This window comes from Stutzerimonas stutzeri SDM-LAC, from assembly GCF_000235745.1.
GTDB lineage: Bacteria > Pseudomonadota > Gammaproteobacteria > Pseudomonadales > Pseudomonadaceae > Stutzerimonas > Stutzerimonas stutzeri_H.
On record NZ_AGSX01000022.1, the window covers coordinates 1 to 16,771 of the forward strand.

Consider the following 16,771-nt stretch of genomic DNA (forward strand, 5'->3'; position numbering starts at 1 on the left):
TTGTCGCATCTGTCCAGGCCGAGGCCGCCGGAAAAGCCGAAGTTCGACCGCGTTTTCGCGCCTGGGCTGAGCGTAGCGGACATGCTCGACGATTTCTTTACGCCCATTGAGCGTGACGGCGCGAGTGTCGTCGAGGTGGGCATTCGCTTGCAGCAGGCCCTGGCCTCACTTGGGCGGCTTGGCGATGCGGCGATGACGCTCGCAGCGAACCATCATGCCCAGTCTGCGCTCAAACGCGCAGAGGTAGGACTGACGTTGCCAGATGACTATCAACGGGTACGCCAGGCCGCGCAGGAGATCGGACCGCTCGACACCTCGCGCTAGCAGAGTTGCCGGGCATTGCGGTACTGGCGTGGCCAGTTGCTGTTGTAAAACCTTACTTTTCCTTTACGCCCGCTACACACCAAGCTGACTGTGTTGGGCGTAAAGTCCGGCTCAGGCTGACGGAACAGCCAGCTCCCTTGGGTGGGTTTGCCGCAAACGGGCTGTCAGCTTAGAGTCAGTCATCGTGTATGCGGCAACCCGCTGCTTTTTTTGTGACCAGGAATCGGCTGTGGCGCGAAACCGGTCGTGTTTAACCCCCATTTTTTCATCATGGAGAGACCTGTCACTATGATTCTTCGTAGAAACTTCCTGGCTGCTGTGGCCGGTGTAGCGCTGTTTGGACAGACGCTCATGGCCCACGCTGAACTGCCGGATTTCACGCCTCTGGTGGAGGATGCATCGCCCGCGGTAGTGAACATAAGCACCAAGCAAAAGCAGCCGATGCGCGGCAACGCGCAGGCGCAAATGCCTGATCTAGAAGGCATTCCGCCCATGTTCCGCGAGTTTTTCGAGCACGGGATGCCTCAACAACCCGAGCGTCGTCGTGAAGCTCAGTCGTTGGGTTCCGGGTTCATTATTTCCGAAGACGGCTACGTCCTGACCAACAATCACGTTGTAGCCGACGCTGACGAGATCATGGTGCGCCTGCCGGATCGCAGCGAGATGCAAGCCAAGCTGGTCGGTGCCGACCCGCGCAGCGATGTGGCCCTGCTGAAAATCGAAGGCGACGGCCTGCCAACGGTCAAGATCGGCAGCTCCGACGAGCTGAAGGCCGGTGAGTGGGTGGTTGCGATTGGCTCGCCGTTCGGTTTCGACCACACGGTGACCGCAGGTGTGGTCAGCGCCAAAGGTCGCAGCCTGCCGAACGAAAGTTATGTGCCCTTCATCCAGACCGACGTGGCGATCAATCCGGGTAACTCCGGCGGGCCGCTGTTCAACCTGGAAGGCGAAGTGGTAGGTATCAACTCGCAGATCTTCACCCGCTCCGGTGGGTTCATGGGGTTGTCGTTCGCCATCCCGATCGACGTCGCCATGGACGTGGCCAACCAGCTGCGCGAAGACGGCAAGGTCAGCCGCGGGTGGCTTGGCGTTGTCATTCAGGAAGTGAACAAGGACCTGGCCGAGTCGTTCGGTCTCGAGCGTCCCGCGGGTGCGCTGGTCGCGCAGGTGATGGATGGTGGTCCGGCAGCCAAGGGCGGCTTGAAGGTTGGCGATGTGATCCTCAGCGTTAACGGCAAGTCAATCGACATGTCCGGTGACCTGCCGCATCTGATTGGCGCGATGAAACCGGACAGCAAAGCCAAGCTTGAAGTGGTGCGTGACGGCCAGCGCAAGACGCTAACCATCGACATCGGCGCGCTTCCAGAAGACGGCACCATCATGGCTTCGGCCGATGGTTCGGGTGGCAACTCCCAGAGCAACAACCGCCTCGGTGTTTCTGTAGCCGAGCTGACCGATGCGCAGCGTCAGGCGCTGGAGGTCTCCGGTGGCGTGGTGATCCGCGACATCAGCCAGGGGCCTGCCGCGATGATTGGTTTGCGCCCGGGTGACGTCATCACCCACCTGAACAACGAAGCGATCGATTCGGTCCAGCAGTTCAGCCAAGTGGTCAAGGATTTGCCCAAGAACCGCTCCGTATCGATGCGGGTATTGCGTGAAGGCCGCGCCAGTTTCATCACCTTCAAACTGCCCAAGTAAAGCGATCGGTACGCAACACCAAAGAGGCCCGCCATGTGCGGGCCTTCTTGTGTTTCGAGAGCACCATAAGGGTTTGCAAGCCAGACTCGGCGGCACTGGGCGTGAACTCCCTGGCTCGGCGCTTGCTCCATATGATTTGAACCATACTCTGGAGGTTTCGATGAATCCGTCTCTGACGCTGGGATTGCTCTTGCTACCGACGGTCGTCCTGGCCGCCCCACTGGCACTGGAGCGCGAGCTGAACGACCTGCGTGTCGAGGTAGAGGTCAGTGAGCTGGAGACCGATTCCGGCGCTGGAATCGAGTCCGGGCTGGTGCAGGTCCTGATCACCAATAACGAGCGTTTCAAAGTGGCGTGTCAGCTCCATCCCGGAGAAACCGAGGCCGCACCCGGCCTGGATAGCACGCCCATCACCATCATTGCGCCAGAGGGACGCCGTGCACTTACGATGAGTGGCGAGTATGGCGATTCAACGTTAAATGCGCGGCTGACGTGCATTCGGGACGAATGACACCTGGTGATCCGGTACTGCCTGGCGAATCACTCTGGCTTTTTAATCCGCCGGATTTCGGCAACCCTGCGGCTTGTGCACGCGGTGGGGCGAGGGCGGGTTGATGGCGAGTTTATTGACCGGACGGCGCGGTCTGCTGACCAGCTCGCCGCCGCAGTTGGGGCAGATGAAGCCCAGCTTGGAAGAGGCGCAGTACGCGCAGAACGTGCATTCGAAAGAGCAGATCAGTGCCTGCTCGGACTGGGGCGGTAAATCAACATTGCAACATTCACAGCCTGGGCGAAGTTCAAGCACGCGTCTGGCTCCTTTCTGAATCTTGATGATGAAACATTCGGCCTAGCTCTGCATGGCACCACACCAGCGTGCAAATGGAACCTGTTTGTTACCCGAGTTTCCAAGTGAATGCGTGCCGCCAACCGATCGCTTAAGCTAGCGCGCAGCGCACCACGCTGTACTTGTTTCGGCAGAATATTTAGCGACCGATCCGTCCGGGCGTCAAAGGAAAACGATAATTTGAATCACGCAGCGGGAAGCAACTCGGGACGGTCGGTACCGTTGCGCAGTCGCTTGTTGACCATTGCCCTGGCCGGGATTTTGCCGCTGGCCCTGGTGGCGGGGCTGGGCATGCTGTCGATCGTCTCCGAACAGACAGAGTTGGCCAAGCAGCGCAGCCTTGAAGCGACGCGTCTCGCCGCGACAGCCGTGGAGCTTGAACTGAGCCGGTCGCTGAACGTGCTCCAGGCATTGTCGCAGTCACCCCTTCTGGATAACGGCGATATCGATGGGTTCGTCGATATGGTTCGTCGCGTATTGCCCTCGGTACCCAGTTGGTATGCCTTGCTGGTGCTCAGTTCTGAAGGCGAGGTGCTAAAGCGGGTTTCACTGCAAAATCCTCCGGCCTCCAGAACCATTGCCGAGCCGCGCAGCTTCGCCGAGCTGATCCGAACAGGCAAACCTCAAGTGGGTAGCGTGAGCAAGGGCCCCGGTGGGGCCTGGGGCGTTCCTCTGCGAGTGCCGGTATTGCAAGGCGACGCGGTTCATTACGTATTGACCGCCGTGCTCAAGCCGCAGGCCGTCGCTGATGTGATCGCCAACCGGAGGCTGCCGACCGGTTGGGTCAACACCGTGCTGGATTCCAACGGAACGCGTATCGCGCGATCGCTGCATCACGAGCAAACGCTGGGCATGCCGGCTTCGGCTACGCTAGCGGCCATGCTGCAGGAGAATTCCAGCGAAGAAGGCATCGGCCTGTCCACGACCATGGAAGGCAATTCGGTCTATACCTCGTTCGTGAGATTGCAGCCGTCCGGCTGGGTGGTGGCGACCGGGGTACCCACCGAGGCCGTCGAAGCAGGGGCGACGCGGGCCTACACGCTTTACGGTGGCGGACTTTTGCTGTCGCTGGTGCTTGCGGTGGCTGCGGCCCTGTTCGCGACACGGCGGATCAACGTTCCGATGCGGCATTTGCGGCGGGCGGCGCAAGCCATCGGGCAGGGACAAACATTTCAGGCACCTGAAAGCGAGATCGACGAGATCCGCGAAGTCGGACGAGCGCTCGAACGTGCCGCGCAGGCGCGTCTGTCGAGCGAGGCCGAGCGTGACAACATGCTCTCGCAGCTGGAGCTGGCGCAGCAGGATCTGACCGAGCAAGTCAGCGATCTGGAGTTGGTTCAGGACCTGAGCAGTCGCCTGTTACAGATGCCTGCCCTGGACGACCAGTTGCAAGCGATCATCGATGCGCTGTGCACGTTGCACAGCGCAGCGCATGGCCTCCTGGCGCTCAGCGACGGCGGGTCCCTCTTGCGCATTCATGCATCGAGGGGCTTTTCTGCTGCTTCGCTGGCGCTGATCGACAACATGCAGCCGCATCTGGGGCCTTGTGGTATCGCGATGCAAAAAGGGGAGCGCGTGATCGTGACCGATACCGAAGCCGATCCCTGCTTCAGCGAACTGGTCTCGGTCTCGCGCAGTGAAGGGTTTCGCTCGGTTCACTGCACGCCCATTCGGCACAGTGACAGCAGCGTACTCGGCACACTCGCCGTACAGCTCAAAGAGCCTCGTAAGCCTACGGCAAGAGAGATTCGACTGGCCGATGTCTTGGCGGGGCTAGCCGCGGTGTTCATCGACCGGGCGCGCGCACAAACCAAGGCGGGCATGTTTGAGCAGCGCCTGCAGGTGGCGTTGAATTCGTCCACGGTACCTTTTGCAGTCCTGTCTCCCCACCGGAACGCGGCGGGCGAGGTGGTCGACTTCCGCTTTGATTTCATCAACCTGACCGGTGCGGCCAGCCTGCACGGAACGGTCGCCACGTTGACCGGGCGGCTGCTGCGCGAGGTGCTTGGTGATGCGGCCAATCCACAAACACTGCAAGCCTTGTTAGACGTGGCGCAGTTTCAGCAACCGCGCGATCTGGAGTTACGCAGCACTGCGTTTGATAGCAATCGCTGGGTGCGGCTGATCGCGACGCCGTTCGATCAGAGCCTGGCCGTTTGGTTCGCTGACGTATCCCAAGCCAAGCTTCATGAACAGGAGATTCGTGAAGCCGCGCGGCGCAAGGATGAATTCCTGGCGACGCTGGCCCATGAGTTACGAAACCCGTTGGCGCCGATTCGACTGGCGGCCGGCATTTTCGGTTCTGCTGCGGCAAGCGATGCGCAGAAGCTCCGCAGCCAGCAGATCATCGAGCGACAAGTGCGGCATATGGCGCTGCTGCTTGACGATCTGTTTGACATCTCCCGTATCACGCTTGGCAAGCTGGTGCTGCGCAAGGAGCATCTGGATCTGCGAAACGTCATCGATGCGGCCATCGAGACTGCGCGAGAAAAGATCGAGGCGAAACAGCATGAACTGGTGGTAACACTGCCGGCCACGCCGATCCAGCTCGACGCCGATCCGCTTCGTCTCGAGCAGATCCTGACCAACCTGCTCAATAACGCTGCGAAATTCACCCCCAACGGCGGTTGCATTCGCATCACTGCGACTCAGGATGGTGACTCCGCCACCGTTTCGGTCATTGATAACGGCCTGGGTATCGCGCGGGAAAATCTCAAGTTGATCTTCGAGCGGTTTGCCCAGGTGCCGGTCGCCGGATCTCACATCAATTCCGGGTTAGGGATCGGCCTGGCACTGGCTAAAGGGCTCGCAAAGCTGCACGGAGCAGACCTTCGCGTGCGCAGCGCAGGGCTTGGTCACGGCGCGGAGTTCAACCTGACCCTTCCGGTACTGCCGGCCAGTAGCGCCGGCGTGAGCGCTGATGTTAGCGAAAGCGTCACGCTGAACAAACGGCTCGTACTGGTTGCCGACGACAACCGCGACATTGCCGAAACCATGGCCGAAATTCTTCGTCTGGAGGGCCACGAGGTGCACCTGGCGTTTGACGGCATCGAAGCGTTCGAACGCTATCTGCAGCTCAAACCGGAGGTGGTACTGCTGGATATCGGCATGCCCGGTCAGCGTGGCGACGAGGTAGCGCGGACGATTCGCGCCCACCCCGGTGGTGCCGGTGTGCGTTTGATTGCCATCACCGGTTGGGGCCAGCCGAGCGATCGTGAGCAGGCTTTGGCCGCAGGCTTCGATGTCCATATGACCAAGCCGGTCGATCTGCGCCGGTTGATCGCGGTAGTAGGCGGTTGAGGTCAGACCAAAGTCGCGAGGGACTATCTTCTGGCCCGCATCTGCGGTAGAACGAGCATGCGACCAAAGCGCGCACCGGTGTTGCACGGTGGAGGTGAGTGTCAGGACGCGTTGAATGGCTGAGTCTAGCGGCAGCGTACCCGTAACAACGGGTGCCTGACTGAGGCCTTTGTGCTTGTGATAGGACCGCCGTGAGCATGCGCTCATGGCCATGAAGTGATATCGGGAGAGACTGCAGCGACTTGGTCGTGTGCAGCGCCGAAGGAGCAACCGCCCCGGAAACTCTCAGGCAAAAGGACCGTTATCACGTGTGAACTCTGAAGAGCCGCCGGGCCGTCGTCGCCCGTCGCACCGAAGGAGCAAGCGAGCAGTGCTCGTGAAACTCTCAGGTCCAGAACAGAGGGGGCGTCTGATCCGCATGCCGCGGACGGGCTCTGACCCTTGACGTTCTGGAGCTGCACACATGAAAAAGATCGCTGTCATTGGTGGCGGTATCACCGGCATCACAACCGCCTACGCGCTGGCCAAGCGTGGTTTCACCGTCACTCTTTTGGAAAAGCATCGCTACGCAGCGATGGAAACCTCCTTTGCCAATGGCGGCCAGCTGTCGGCATCCAACGCCGAAGTCTGGAATCACTGGTCGACCATCCTCAAGGGCATCAAGTGGATGCTGAAGAGCGATGCGCCGTTGCTGGTCAATCCCAAGCCCAGCTGGCACAAGCTGTCCTGGTTCGCCGAGTTCATCGGCTCCATCCCTCAATACCGCGACAACACCATCTCAACCGCTCGCATGGCGATCGCGGCGCGCGAACACCTGTTCGCCTGGGCTGAGGAAGAGGGCATCGATTTTGATCTGAAAAAAGCCGGCATCTTGCACATCTACCGCGACAAGGCCGGTTTCGACCATGCTGGCAAAGTCTCGACATTGCTGGCGCAGGGCGGCTTGCCCCGCCGCAGCGTGACCCCCGACGAGATGCGCGCCATTGAACCGACCCTGGCCGGGCAGTATTACGGTGGCTACTACACCGAATGCGATTCGACCGGTGACATCCACAAGTTCACTCATGGGCTGGCCGAGGCGGCCATTCGCCGTGGCGTCGATTGCCGGTACGGGCAGGATGTTGTTCGGGTTGCGACCGATGGCAAAGGCGCCAGCGTGACGATCGCAGCACCTGGCGGCGAGCAAACCCTGCAATTCGACGGCATCGTCATATGCGCCGGAACCGCCAGCCGTGCGTTGGCAGCACAACTTGGCGATCGGGTGAACATCTACCCCGTCAAAGGCTATTCGATCACGGTCAACCTTAACGATGAGACCAGCCGCGCCGCAGCGCCTACCGTCAGTCTGCTGGACGACGAAACCAAGCTGGTCACCAGCCGCCTGGGTGACAGCCGCCTACGAGTGGCCGGCACGGCTGAGTTCAACGGCTATAACCGCGACATCCGCGCCGATCGGATCCGTCCGCTGGTGGACTGGGTGGCTGAGTGCTTCCCGGGCGTCAGTACCCAAAGCGTGGTCCCTTGGGCCGGCCTGCGCCCGATGATGCCGAACATGATGCCCAAGGTTGGCCGCGGCAGCTCGCCATGCGTGTTCTACAACACCGGCCACGGCCACCTCGGCTGGACGCTCTGCGCCATTACGGCCGACATGTTGGGTGATGTGGTGGGCGAGTCGATGGGCCGCTCCTCGTCGACGGCCACCGTCAGCGGCCAGCCGGCCCACGCTTGAAATCCGTGACGGCTGGCGCGTGGGCTGCAGCCGTCATCGACTCGAGTTGCGTCTGTCTTGAGCGTGGCGGAGGACGTTGCTCTCTATGCGCGGCTGGTGCTACGGCGAGCTTCGGGTATCGACCCGGTGATCTTCAGTCGTCACGGGTCAATACTTCCAACAGCTCGATCTCGAACAGCAGGTTCGAGTTCGGCTTGATGTGCTCGCCGATTTGCCGTTCGCCGTAGGCGAGGCGAGCGGGAACGAAGAGCCTGCGTTTGCCACCGACTTTCATGCCGATCAGCCCTTGGTCCCAACCCTTGATCACCCGACCGGTGCCAATCACGCACTGGAACGGCTTGCCGCGATCATAGGACGAGTCGAAGGTGCTGCCGTCTTCGAGTTTGCCGCAGTATTGCGTGGTAATCAGCGCGCCTTTTACCACGGCCTTGCCGTCGCCGAGCTGGATGTCTTCGATCTGCAGTTCGTCGCTCATCGTGTCGCTCCTGAAGTCTGATTTGGCTACGCGTCTAAACCAGGCGCTGCCGCGTGCTGGCGATAAGTTGATGCACCTGCTTTTCCACTTCAGGCGCGGTGGGGATTTCCGGACCGCGGCCGCGTGGGCACGGCAAGCTCGGCGTGGTGCCGAACAGTCGACAGATCAGCGGGCGCTGTTCGTATGCCTCGCAGCCATTCGGCCCGAGATGCACACAGTTCCAGTGCGCTAGCGCAGCATCGTGCTCAGCAACGCTCTTGTGCGGCAAACGGGCCATTTCTTCCGAAGACGCGGTGACCGGGCCGCAACAGTCGTGACAGCCGGGTTCGCAGGCGAAGCCAGGAATCTGGCGGCGCAAGTGATCGATTTTGCGGTTGGTACAGGTCATGCGCGGCGCTTCGATTCAGGGGCCGGCATGGTACTCGTCTGAGCGATAGATGCCTGCCCCTTCGCGTGCTTTTATCGGGCCTCGAGGACGTCGTCCCAGTCGTGATGCTTCTTCACGTAGGCTGCGACGAACTCGCACACCGGTACGATGCGCTTGCCACGCTGACGGGCGTCATCGAGCGATTCGCGGATCAACTTGCTGCCCATGCCCTGGCCCTCCAGGCTTGGGTCGACCTCGGTATGGCTGAATACCCGGCGATCACCTTCGTCTTTATAGCTGGCGACGCCCAGTGCCTCGCCGCCAATGTCGAGGACGTAGCATTGTTGGGACTCGTCGTGTCGCACGACCGCGTTGTCATCGTTCATGAAAATGATCTCCGGTTGGTCTGGCCGCGTCTGGGCGGCTGTGGCTGTTCGGATGGTAAGGGCGCTAGAGCTCGTCGACCAGGCGCTTGCCCAGCTCCGTGCCGCGCGCCAGGGCTTCGTCATAGCTGCTGAAGTGCTGCGTCTGGTCGACGCTCACCGGGACGATGATTTCCTGACCCTTGACCACTTCGGCACCTACGGCCCAAAGCGTCTCGCCAAAGGTTTCGTATTCATACCCTGTGAGGTGCACGATCACATCATGGCTGCGGTAGATCAGCCGGTGGCTGTGCGGAATCTGATGGTTACTGCCGCGGGGTATATGGGCAGGGGTTTCGAAGTAGGGCTCTTCGGCGTCCGGTTTGACTGCCTTGGTCATCGCTGGGCCTCCCTTGGGTCGTGAAGCTTTGGCCCCTCGCTGGCGTGCATCGTTCCGTCACGATGCGCGCGCGCGACGGGCGCGCATTGCCGCGTCTTGGTATGAGACTGAAGTAGTGCCGTATCGACCAGCAAGTCGCATGGCAGTGTGCAGAGCGGGGAATAGCATGGGTGCATAACAATACGCCTGGAGCATCCATGTCACGTCGCGCCGGCTTCCTTTCGCGGATGTTATTGCTGTTGAGCATGCTGGCCAGCCCAACGCTGTTTGCGCAGGCGCTGGACGCGCAAATCCAGCAACTGTTTCCCAAGGCTACGCGCATCGAGCCGAAGCAAGACAACCCGCCAGTGCATAGCGTCTATCAGCTGGACGAACTGCTCGGCTATGCCTTCGAGTCCACCGACTATTCGAGCCTGCAGGGGTTTTCCGGCAAACCGATCCGTCTGCTGATCGGCATGGACGCCCAGGGCGTGCTGGCCGGGGTGAAAGTGCTGGAACATCACGAGCCGGTTTTCCTGCACGGGCTTGGCGAACAGCCGCTGTTCGACTTCGTTGACCAGTACCAACAGAAATCGATTGGCATACCCATTGTGGTGGGCGGTGCACAGGGAGGGGCGAGCGGAAGCGAGTCGATTGTCCGGATCGACGGGGTGAGCAAGGCTACGGTGTCAGTGGTGATCCTCAACGAAACCGTGTTGCTCTCCACCCTGAGCGTGGCTCGCAAGTTGCTCGAAGGTTTCGCCAGCGGCCCCTTGGCCACGGCCAAGCCTGACCTCTATGAGCCGCTCGACTGGTCACAACTGCTACAACGCGGCTATCTCCAGCACTGGACGATCAGCCGCGAGGAGGTCGAACGTGGCTTGGGCCATTCTATTGATGGATATCTGGGGATCGAGCCGGAGAGCGATACGCAGCCCTTCACCGATCTCTACTTCGCCTACCTGAACGCGCCGAGCATCGGCCGCAACCTGTTGGGTGACGCAGGCTTCGCCAGGCTCAACGAGGAGCTGAAAGCCGACGAGCAGGCGGTGCTGGTGCTCTCCTCGGGTATGTATCGCCATGTACCGGACGACTTCGTACCGGCTACATCGCCCAGCCGACTGGTGTTGGTGCAGAACGACCACGCCATCGACCTCTATGACATGAACTTCAATAACGGCGCGGTGATGGAGCTGCTCGACGCGCCGCTCGAAGAGGGCGAGGCGCAGATCTTCCGCATCAAGGCGCATAGTGCCTTCAACCCTGCCGAGCCCGCCGGGTTGCGGCTGAACGTGAACCTGCAGCGCAACCATCTGGTGCAAAGCAGCACGGACTTCACCCGTGAATTCCGGCTCGATCCAGAACTGTTCAACATCGAAGAGGCACCGGCCGTAGTTGAGCCGGCGCCCATCTGGTTGCGCATGTGGCAGGAGCGCATATGGCAGATCGGCGTGCTTGGCGTGTCGCTGATCCTGTTGAGCGCGGTATTCATCTGGCAGCACCGCATCAGCCAGCACAGCCGCGGTTTCCATCTGCTGCGCGCCGGCTTTCTGCTCTTTACGCTGGGCTTTATCGGCCTCTATGCCCAGGGACAGCTCTCGGTCGTGAATATCTTCACGCTGTTGCTGGCGCTGGGAGAGAACTTCGATATCCGTGTGTTCCTGATGGACCCCATGATTTTCATCCTCTGGAGCTTCACTTTTGTCAGCCTGTTCCTGTGGGGCCGGGGTGTATTCTGCGGATGGCTCTGTCCGTTTGGCGCGCTGCAGGAAATGCTCGGCTGGCTGGCCAAGCGCCTACACATCCGCCAATGGAAAATCTCCGATCGCAGCCATCAGCGCTTGCAGTGGTTGAAGTACCTGATCCTTATTGGGCTGGTGCCGACCGCCTTCTATTCGCTGACGCTGGCCGAGAGGCTTGCCGAAGTGGAACCGTTCAAGACCAGCATCACGCTGTTCTTCGTGCGCTCCTGGCCGTTCGTGCTTTATGCGGTGGTGCTGCTCGGGCTCGGTCTGTTCGTCCACAAGTTCTACTGCCGCTACATCTGTCCGCTCGGAGCGGGGTTGGCGATGCTCGGCAAATTCCACCTGTTTTCCTGGCTCAAGCGTATCGACGCGTGCGGCCAACCCTGCCAGCACTGCAAGCATCAGTGCGAGATCGGCGCCATCAGGCGCGATGGGCGGATCGATTATGACGAGTGCGTTCAGTGTCTGGAGTGCATCGTCATCCTCAACAACGATGACCAGTGCGTGGCGACCGTCAGCGCGCGCAAGCGAGCCGAGAAGGCGGCCAGACAGGCGCAGAGCGGGTTGATCGCCAGTGATGCCATGGCGCCGCGTGCACCGGCCTGCTGATCGTCGCTTCTGGCTGACCGCTCGGTTCTGCAAATTCGCACAACGCGTCTGCGCCGCTGCGTATTGTTCTCTCGCCTCAGGTCGCTAGGATCGGGCGACTCGCCGTGTCGGCATCCCTGGCACGCCCTGAACTTCGCAGCAGAGAAAACCCCATGGCTGAACGTGAAATCGTCATTGTCGGTGCGGTGCGCACGCCGATTGGCTCATTTGGTGGCGCGCTCAAAGATGTTGACCTGATCACCCTCGCGACCACCGCCTGTCGCGGTGCGCTGGAACGTTCCGGTACGCCAGCGGACGCCGTTGGTCACGTGGTGATGGGCAACGTGATCCCCACCGAACCACGGGACGGCTACCTGGCGCGGGTCGCTGCGGTGGACGCCGGAATCCCGTTGGAAACCCCGGCGTTCAACGTCAACCGCCTGTGCGGCTCGGGCTTGCAGGCGGTCATTTCGGCGGCGCAATCGATCCTGCTGGGTGACACGGATGTGGCCATTGGTGGCGGCGCGGAAAGCATGAGCCGCGGCCCATTCATCCTGCCGAACCTGCGCTGGGGCGCGCGCCTCGGTGACAGCCAGGCGATCGACTACATGAACACCCTGTTGCACGATCCCTGGGGCAAGTTTCATATGGGCGTGACGGCAGAGAATGTCGCCGAGCGTTATGGCATCAGCCGCGAACAGCAGGATGCGCTGGCGCTGGAGAGCCAGCAGCGCGCCGCTCGCGCGCTGGAAAATGGCTATTTCCGCGAGCAGATCGTTCCGGTCGAGATTCGCAACCGCAAGGGTTCCAGTCAGTTCGACACAGACGAGCACCCGCGCTCCGACCTTACCGCCGAGCGACTTGCAGCGCTGAAGCCGATCTTCAAGAAAGACAACGGCACCGTGACCGCCGGCAACGCCTCCGGGCTTAACGATGGTGCGGCGGCGCTGGTCCTGGCCGAAGCCGGGCGCGCGCGGGCGCTTGGGTTGAAGCCGATGGCGCGATTGGTCGGCTACGCCCATGCGGGGGTTGATCCCGCGTACATGGGGATTGGCCCGATACCCGCGGTGCGCACGCTGCTCGAACGCACGGGGATCAGTCTGCAGCAGATTGACGTGATCGAGGCCAACGAAGCCTTCGCCGCCCAGGCCTGCGCAGTCATGCAGGAGCTGGACATGGACCCAGCGCGAGTCAATCCCAACGGCTCGGGCATTTCCCTGGGTCATCCAGTGGGGGCAACGGGTGCAATCATCAGCGTCAAGGCCATCCATGAGCTACAGCGGATTCAGGGTCGCTATGCGCTCGTAACGATGTGCATTGGCGGTGGGCAGGGGATTGCCGCAATGTTCGAGCGCTGCTGATCCGTCGAGATCAGTTCGTCGGGAGCGGTGATTTCGATTGAAGATTCCGGTGAGGCAGCCGACAAGCTCAGGCGAGGGTGATATCTACGCACGAGACCGGCATTCCACAGGACCATCCATGAACAACGCATCCGCTACCGACGCCTTATCGCTTCTGCTGTTTACGCTGCGCAGCGGCAAGCAGATGGCGATCAACCTGTTGAAGGTTAGCGAAATCATTCCGACGCCGTCGCTGACGCGGCTGCCCGAATCGCATCCCCATGTCCGCGGCGTCGCCACGCTGCGGGGACAGCCACTGTCGGTGATCGATCTCAGCCTGGCCATCGGCATGGCGCCGTTGCAGGACCCCAAAGGCGGTTGCCTGATCGTCACCGAGATCAGCCGTTCCAAGCAGGGCTTGCATGTTCAGGCGGTGGTCAAGATCGTACATATCCAGACGTCGAAGATCCTGCCGCCGCCCTATGGCGCGCGCACCAATTCGTTCATTACCGGGACGGCGGAGGTGGATGGCGAACTGATCCAGATCCTCGACGTGGAAAAGGTCATTCACAATATTTCTCCCGTTCCGGGTGAGGCCGACATCTCTCATCTGGATGACCAGGATGCGCAACTGCTGACTGAAACCCGTGCACTGATTGTTGATGACAGCCAGGTCGCCATTCACATGTCGGTGTCGGCGCTGACCAAGATGGGGATCACCTGCCATGCAGTGCGAAGCGCCCGGGAAGCGTTCGAAACGCTTGATCGCCTCAAGGGTAGTTACGAGGCGATCAACTGCGTGGTGTCAGACATCGAGATGCCGGAAATGGATGGCTATTCGTTCACCCAGGCACTGCGCAAGCATCCGGACTACGCCTCCATTTACGTGCTGCTGCATACCTCGCTGGACAGCACCATCAGCACCGATAAGGCCAAGGCCGCCGGTGCCAATGACATCCTGACCAAGTTCTCACCGCCTGAAATGGCCAAGTGCATGCTGCGCGCGGCGCGGGTGATCCATCTGGGCGAAGACGCCTCGGTCGCCTGAGCGAGCGGACGTTCATCCCGACGTTCATCCCTTAGGAGTGAGCTTGCTCGAGAATGCTCTGAGCCTGGTATGGCAGTTCTTCACGAGTAAGCTCGCTGCTAAGGAAAACGGGGCTGCTCAGCTGTCGTACTTGCCGAAGCTCGCATCACGGGTGTTGACGTAGAGCGCATACAGCGAATGGCTGCTCGCCATGAACAGGCGGTTGCCCTTGGCGCCGCCGAAGCACAGATTGGCACAGCGTTCCGGTAGCCGGATCTTGCCGATCGCCTTGCCTTCCGGGTTGAAGATCATCACGCCGTCCAGATCGGCGGTCACCGCTTCCGGGGCGCCGGAGCTGCCCCAGCCACACCACAGATTGCCGTCTTCATCGCACTTGATGCCGTCCAGTGCGCCATACGCCGAGGCTTCGATGTGCTTGCGGCGTTCGCCAAGGGTGCCGTCGCCGTTGACCGGGTAGGCCCAGACCAGCCGGTTCGGCTTCGCCCGGCCTTCCACGACATAGAGCGTCTTCTGATCAGGGGAGAAGCACAGCCCGTTAGGCCCGGAGATCGAGTCGATCACGCGGGTCACGACGCCGGTTTCACCGTCGATTCGGTAAACGGCGTCCGACAGCTCAGTCTGTATCTTGTGGCCCTCGTAGTAATTGCCGGTCTGGAAAGGCGGGTCGGTAAACCAGATCGAGCCGTCGCCGCGAACTACCAGGTCATTGGGCGAGTTGAAGCGCTTGCCCTCGAACTGGTCGGCCAGCACGGTGATGCTGCCGTCGGGCTCGGTGCGGGTCACACGACGGCCCAGATCATTGGTGGTCGAACCTTCGCACGTCAGCAACCGGCCCTGAAGGTCGCGCGCGAGGCCGTTGGAATGATTGGAAGGCTGGCGGAAAACATCGAAGGAACCGGTGATTTCGTCCCAACGCATGATGCGGTTTTCCGGAATATCGCTGACCAGCAGGTAGCGCCCGTCACCCACCCAGACAGGGCCCTCTGCCCAGCGCATGCCGGTGGCGAGGCGTTCGATGCTGGCGTTGAATAGCCGGTACTTGGCGAAACTCTCGTCGAGGATTTCCACCAGTTCATCCGGATAACGCTGGGTCAGCGGTTCAGCTGAAGCAAGGCGGGAAAGGCCGAGGCTGCTCATCGACGCAACACCGGCTGAGAACAGCAGCGAGCTTTTCAAAAATGAGCGTCTGGCGTTTTCTGGCTCGTCGCTGGCGGGTGGTGCGTTGAAGTTGATCGTCATGAGGCGGTTCATCCGTCGTTATTGTTTTGATTTGGTCATCGTACAACAGCCGTGAGTATTGTCAGCACCTGCGCCGTTGTCAAAGCGCATTGGCCCTGGAATGGGTGTTTATCGGCTTGTTCCTAGATTTAGTTGTCGGACGACGCTGTTGGTAATCAGACGCGCTCCGACAGCGTTAGCCACGTAGAATGGCCGTCACGGGAATAGGCGGGGCGGCGTACGGTGGATTTGCAGCAAGGTTTTGTGCTCACGCGGCATTGGCGCGATACCGCGGCGGGTACCGAGGTGGAGTTCTGGTTGGCGACCGATACCGGCCCACGTCGCCTGCGGGTGCCGTACCAGCCTTCGGTTGCCTTCGTTCCGGCGGCGCAGCAGCCTAAGGTCGAGATGCTGCTCAAGGGCGAGCGTGACGTTGAGCTGCGGCCCTTGAACTTGACCGATTTTCGCCATCGCCCGGTAGTCGGGCTGTATTGCAAGCAGCACCGTCAGCTGATGAGCCTCGACAAGCGCCTGCGTGGAGCGGGGTTGGATGTCTACGAGGGTGACATCCGCCCGCCGGAACGCTATCTGATGGAGCGCTTCATCACCGCCCCGGTCAGCTTTGCTGGCCAGCCGGACGCCGAAGGCGTTCTCGCTGAGGCGCAGATCAAACCCGCACCCGACTATCGGCCGAAGCTCAGGCTGGTCTCGCTGGACATCGAAACCACCATGCGCGGCGAGCTGTATTCCATAGGGCTGGAAGGCTGCGGAGAGCGCCAGGTCTATATGCTCGGCCCGGCCAACGGTGATTCCAGTGCGGTGGATTTCCAGCTCGAATACTGCAGCAGTCGCAAACAGCTGATCGAGCGTTTGAACGACTGGATGGCGCGGCATGACCCGGATGCCATCATCGGTTGGAATCTGGTGCAGTTCGACCTGCGGGTGCTGCGTGATCAGGCTCAGCGCTATCAAGTACCGCTGCGCCTGGGCCGTGGCGGGGAAGAAATGGCCTGGCGTGAACACGGCAGCCGGGGCAATCATTTCTTCGCCGCAGCGGCGGGACGGCTGATCATCGACGGCATCGAAGCCCTGCGCTCGGCCACCTGGAGTTTTCCTTCGTTCAGTCTGGAGAACGTCGCTCAGACCTTGCTTGGCGAAGGCAAGGCCATCGACACGCCATACCAGAGGATGGATGAAATCAACCGCATGTTCGCCGAAGACAAGCCGGCGCTGGCGCGCTACAACCTCAAGGATTGCGAGCTGGTCACGCGGATCTTCCACAAGACCGAGTTGCTGACCTTCCTGCTCGAGCGCGCCACTGTCACCGGGCTGCCAGCCGACCGTAGCGGCGGGG

General features: G+C 61.1%; 15 protein-coding genes and 1 riboswitch. Of the genes, 9 read left to right on the plus strand and 6 right to left on the minus strand.

The annotated features are described in order from the left end of the window. The 3 genes from PSTU_RS20355 to PSTU_RS0102875 form a co-directional block, all read left to right on the plus strand. The coding region (locus tag PSTU_RS20355) for a DUF2254 family protein (RefSeq protein WP_413771554.1) at positions 1 to 324 on the plus strand (324 nt) is incomplete at its 5' end. Positions 325 to 612: 288 nt separating this feature from the next. Continuing rightward, positions 613 to 2,022, plus strand: coding sequence for a DegQ family serine endoprotease (locus tag PSTU_RS0102870; RefSeq protein ID WP_019339534.1), 1,410 nt, complete (start codon positions 613 to 615; stop codon positions 2,020 to 2,022). A gap of 160 nt (positions 2,023 to 2,182) precedes the next feature. Beyond that, entirely contained in the window at positions 2,183 to 2,533 is a 351-nt protein-coding gene (locus PSTU_RS0102875) for a hypothetical protein (RefSeq protein ID WP_019339535.1), read from the plus strand. 42 nt (positions 2,534 to 2,575) lie between these two features. Here the strand turns inward: PSTU_RS0102875 and PSTU_RS0102880 are convergent, their stop codons facing one another. After that, positions 2,576 to 2,827, minus strand: coding sequence for a DUF1272 domain-containing protein (locus tag PSTU_RS0102880; protein ID WP_019339536.1), 252 nt, complete (start codon positions 2,825 to 2,827; stop codon positions 2,576 to 2,578). A 219-nt stretch (positions 2,828 to 3,046) separates the two neighbouring features. Here PSTU_RS0102880 and PSTU_RS0102885 point away from each other — a divergent pair, with 219 nt between their 5' ends. Further along, complete coding sequence (locus PSTU_RS0102885) at positions 3,047 to 6,166, plus strand: ATP-binding protein (RefSeq protein ID WP_029404587.1); 3,120 nt, start codon at positions 3,047 to 3,049, stop codon at positions 6,164 to 6,166. A gap of 213 nt (positions 6,167 to 6,379) precedes the next feature. After that, positions 6,380 to 6,477, plus strand: a riboswitch (glycine riboswitch). 152 nt (positions 6,478 to 6,629) lie between these two features. Continuing rightward, positions 6,630 to 7,895, plus strand: coding sequence for a D-amino acid dehydrogenase (locus tag PSTU_RS0102890; protein ID WP_019339538.1), 1,266 nt, complete (start codon positions 6,630 to 6,632; stop codon positions 7,893 to 7,895). Positions 7,896 to 8,028: 133 nt separating this feature from the next. On the opposite strand, the gene PSTU_RS0102895 is transcribed toward PSTU_RS0102890, so the two are convergent. From PSTU_RS0102895 to PSTU_RS0102910, 4 genes are all read right to left on the minus strand, one after another. Then, positions 8,029 to 8,370: an FKBP-type peptidyl-prolyl cis-trans isomerase gene (locus tag PSTU_RS0102895; protein ID WP_019339539.1), complete on the minus strand. Its 342-nt coding sequence runs from the start codon at positions 8,368 to 8,370 to the stop codon at positions 8,029 to 8,031. Between the two features lie 34 nt (positions 8,371 to 8,404). After that, positions 8,405 to 8,758 (minus strand): YkgJ family cysteine cluster protein, encoded by a 354-nt coding sequence (locus PSTU_RS0102900; protein WP_019339540.1) that lies wholly within the window; start codon positions 8,756 to 8,758, stop codon positions 8,405 to 8,407. 71 nt (positions 8,759 to 8,829) lie between these two features. Next, entirely contained in the window at positions 8,830 to 9,246 is a 417-nt protein-coding gene (locus PSTU_RS0102905) for a GNAT family N-acetyltransferase (protein WP_080571168.1), read from the minus strand. Then, positions 9,188 to 9,499 (minus strand): hypothetical protein, encoded by a 312-nt coding sequence (locus tag PSTU_RS0102910; RefSeq protein WP_019339542.1) that lies wholly within the window; start codon positions 9,497 to 9,499, stop codon positions 9,188 to 9,190. The genes PSTU_RS0102905 and PSTU_RS0102910 overlap by 59 nt, the downstream gene beginning before the upstream one ends. A 197-nt stretch (positions 9,500 to 9,696) precedes the next feature. Here PSTU_RS0102910 and PSTU_RS0102915 point away from each other — a divergent pair, with 197 nt between their 5' ends. The 3 genes from PSTU_RS0102915 to PSTU_RS0102925 all read left to right on the plus strand — a co-directional run bounded on the left by PSTU_RS0102915 (position 9,697) and on the right by PSTU_RS0102925 (position 14,199). After that, positions 9,697 to 11,832 carry a NosR/NirI family protein gene (locus tag PSTU_RS0102915; RefSeq protein ID WP_019339543.1) on the plus strand — a complete coding sequence of 712 codons (2,136 nt, stop codon included), beginning with the start codon at positions 9,697 to 9,699 and terminating at the stop codon, positions 11,830 to 11,832. 152 nt (positions 11,833 to 11,984) lie between these two features. Continuing rightward, entirely contained in the window at positions 11,985 to 13,172 is a 1,188-nt protein-coding gene (locus PSTU_RS0102920; protein ID WP_019339544.1) for an acetyl-CoA C-acyltransferase family protein, read from the plus strand. Between the two features lie 118 nt (positions 13,173 to 13,290). Beyond that, positions 13,291 to 14,199 carry a chemotaxis protein CheV gene (locus PSTU_RS0102925; protein ID WP_019339545.1) on the plus strand — a complete coding sequence of 303 codons (909 nt, stop codon included), beginning with the start codon at positions 13,291 to 13,293 and terminating at the stop codon, positions 14,197 to 14,199. A 117-nt stretch (positions 14,200 to 14,316) separates the two neighbouring features. Here PSTU_RS0102925 and PSTU_RS0102930 read toward each other — a convergent pair whose 3' ends face one another. Beyond that, positions 14,317 to 15,438: an SMP-30/gluconolactonase/LRE family protein gene (locus PSTU_RS0102930; RefSeq protein ID WP_019339546.1), complete on the minus strand. Its 1,122-nt coding sequence runs from the start codon at positions 15,436 to 15,438 to the stop codon at positions 14,317 to 14,319. A 222-nt stretch (positions 15,439 to 15,660) separates the two neighbouring features. Between PSTU_RS0102930 and PSTU_RS0102935 the strand changes: the two genes are divergently transcribed. Further along, a partial coding sequence (locus PSTU_RS0102935; protein WP_019339547.1) for a 3'-5' exonuclease occupies positions 15,661 to 16,771 on the plus strand: 1,111 nt, incomplete at its 3' end.

Excerpts from the sequence above, each read along its gene's own strand:
- PSTU_RS0102870 (WP_019339534.1), top strand. The coding sequence starts at position 613 with ATGATTCTTCGTAGAAACTTCCTGGCTGCTGTGGCCGGTGTAGCGCTG.
- PSTU_RS0102875 (WP_019339535.1), top strand. The coding sequence starts at position 2,183 with ATGAATCCGTCTCTGACGCTGGGATTGCTCTTGCTACCGACGGTCGTC.
- PSTU_RS0102890 (WP_019339538.1), top strand. The coding sequence starts at position 6,630 with ATGAAAAAGATCGCTGTCATTGGTGGCGGTATCACCGGCATCACAACC.
- PSTU_RS0102895 (WP_019339539.1), bottom strand. The coding sequence starts at position 8,370 with ATGAGCGACGAACTGCAGATCGAAGACATCCAGCTCGGCGACGGCAAG.
- PSTU_RS0102900 (WP_019339540.1), bottom strand. The coding sequence starts at position 8,758 with ATGACCTGTACCAACCGCAAAATCGATCACTTGCGCCGCCAGATTCCT.
- PSTU_RS0102905 (WP_080571168.1), bottom strand. The coding sequence starts at position 9,246 with ATGACGAAGCCCTGGCGCGCGGCACGGAGCTGGGCAAGCGCCTGGTCG.
- PSTU_RS0102910 (WP_019339542.1), bottom strand. The coding sequence starts at position 9,499 with ATGACCAAGGCAGTCAAACCGGACGCCGAAGAGCCCTACTTCGAAACC.
- PSTU_RS0102915 (WP_019339543.1), top strand. The coding sequence starts at position 9,697 with ATGTCACGTCGCGCCGGCTTCCTTTCGCGGATGTTATTGCTGTTGAGC.
- PSTU_RS0102920 (WP_019339544.1), top strand. The coding sequence starts at position 11,985 with ATGGCTGAACGTGAAATCGTCATTGTCGGTGCGGTGCGCACGCCGATT.
- PSTU_RS0102925 (WP_019339545.1), top strand. The coding sequence starts at position 13,291 with ATGAACAACGCATCCGCTACCGACGCCTTATCGCTTCTGCTGTTTACG.
- PSTU_RS0102930 (WP_019339546.1), bottom strand. The coding sequence starts at position 15,438 with ATGACGATCAACTTCAACGCACCACCCGCCAGCGACGAGCCAGAAAAC.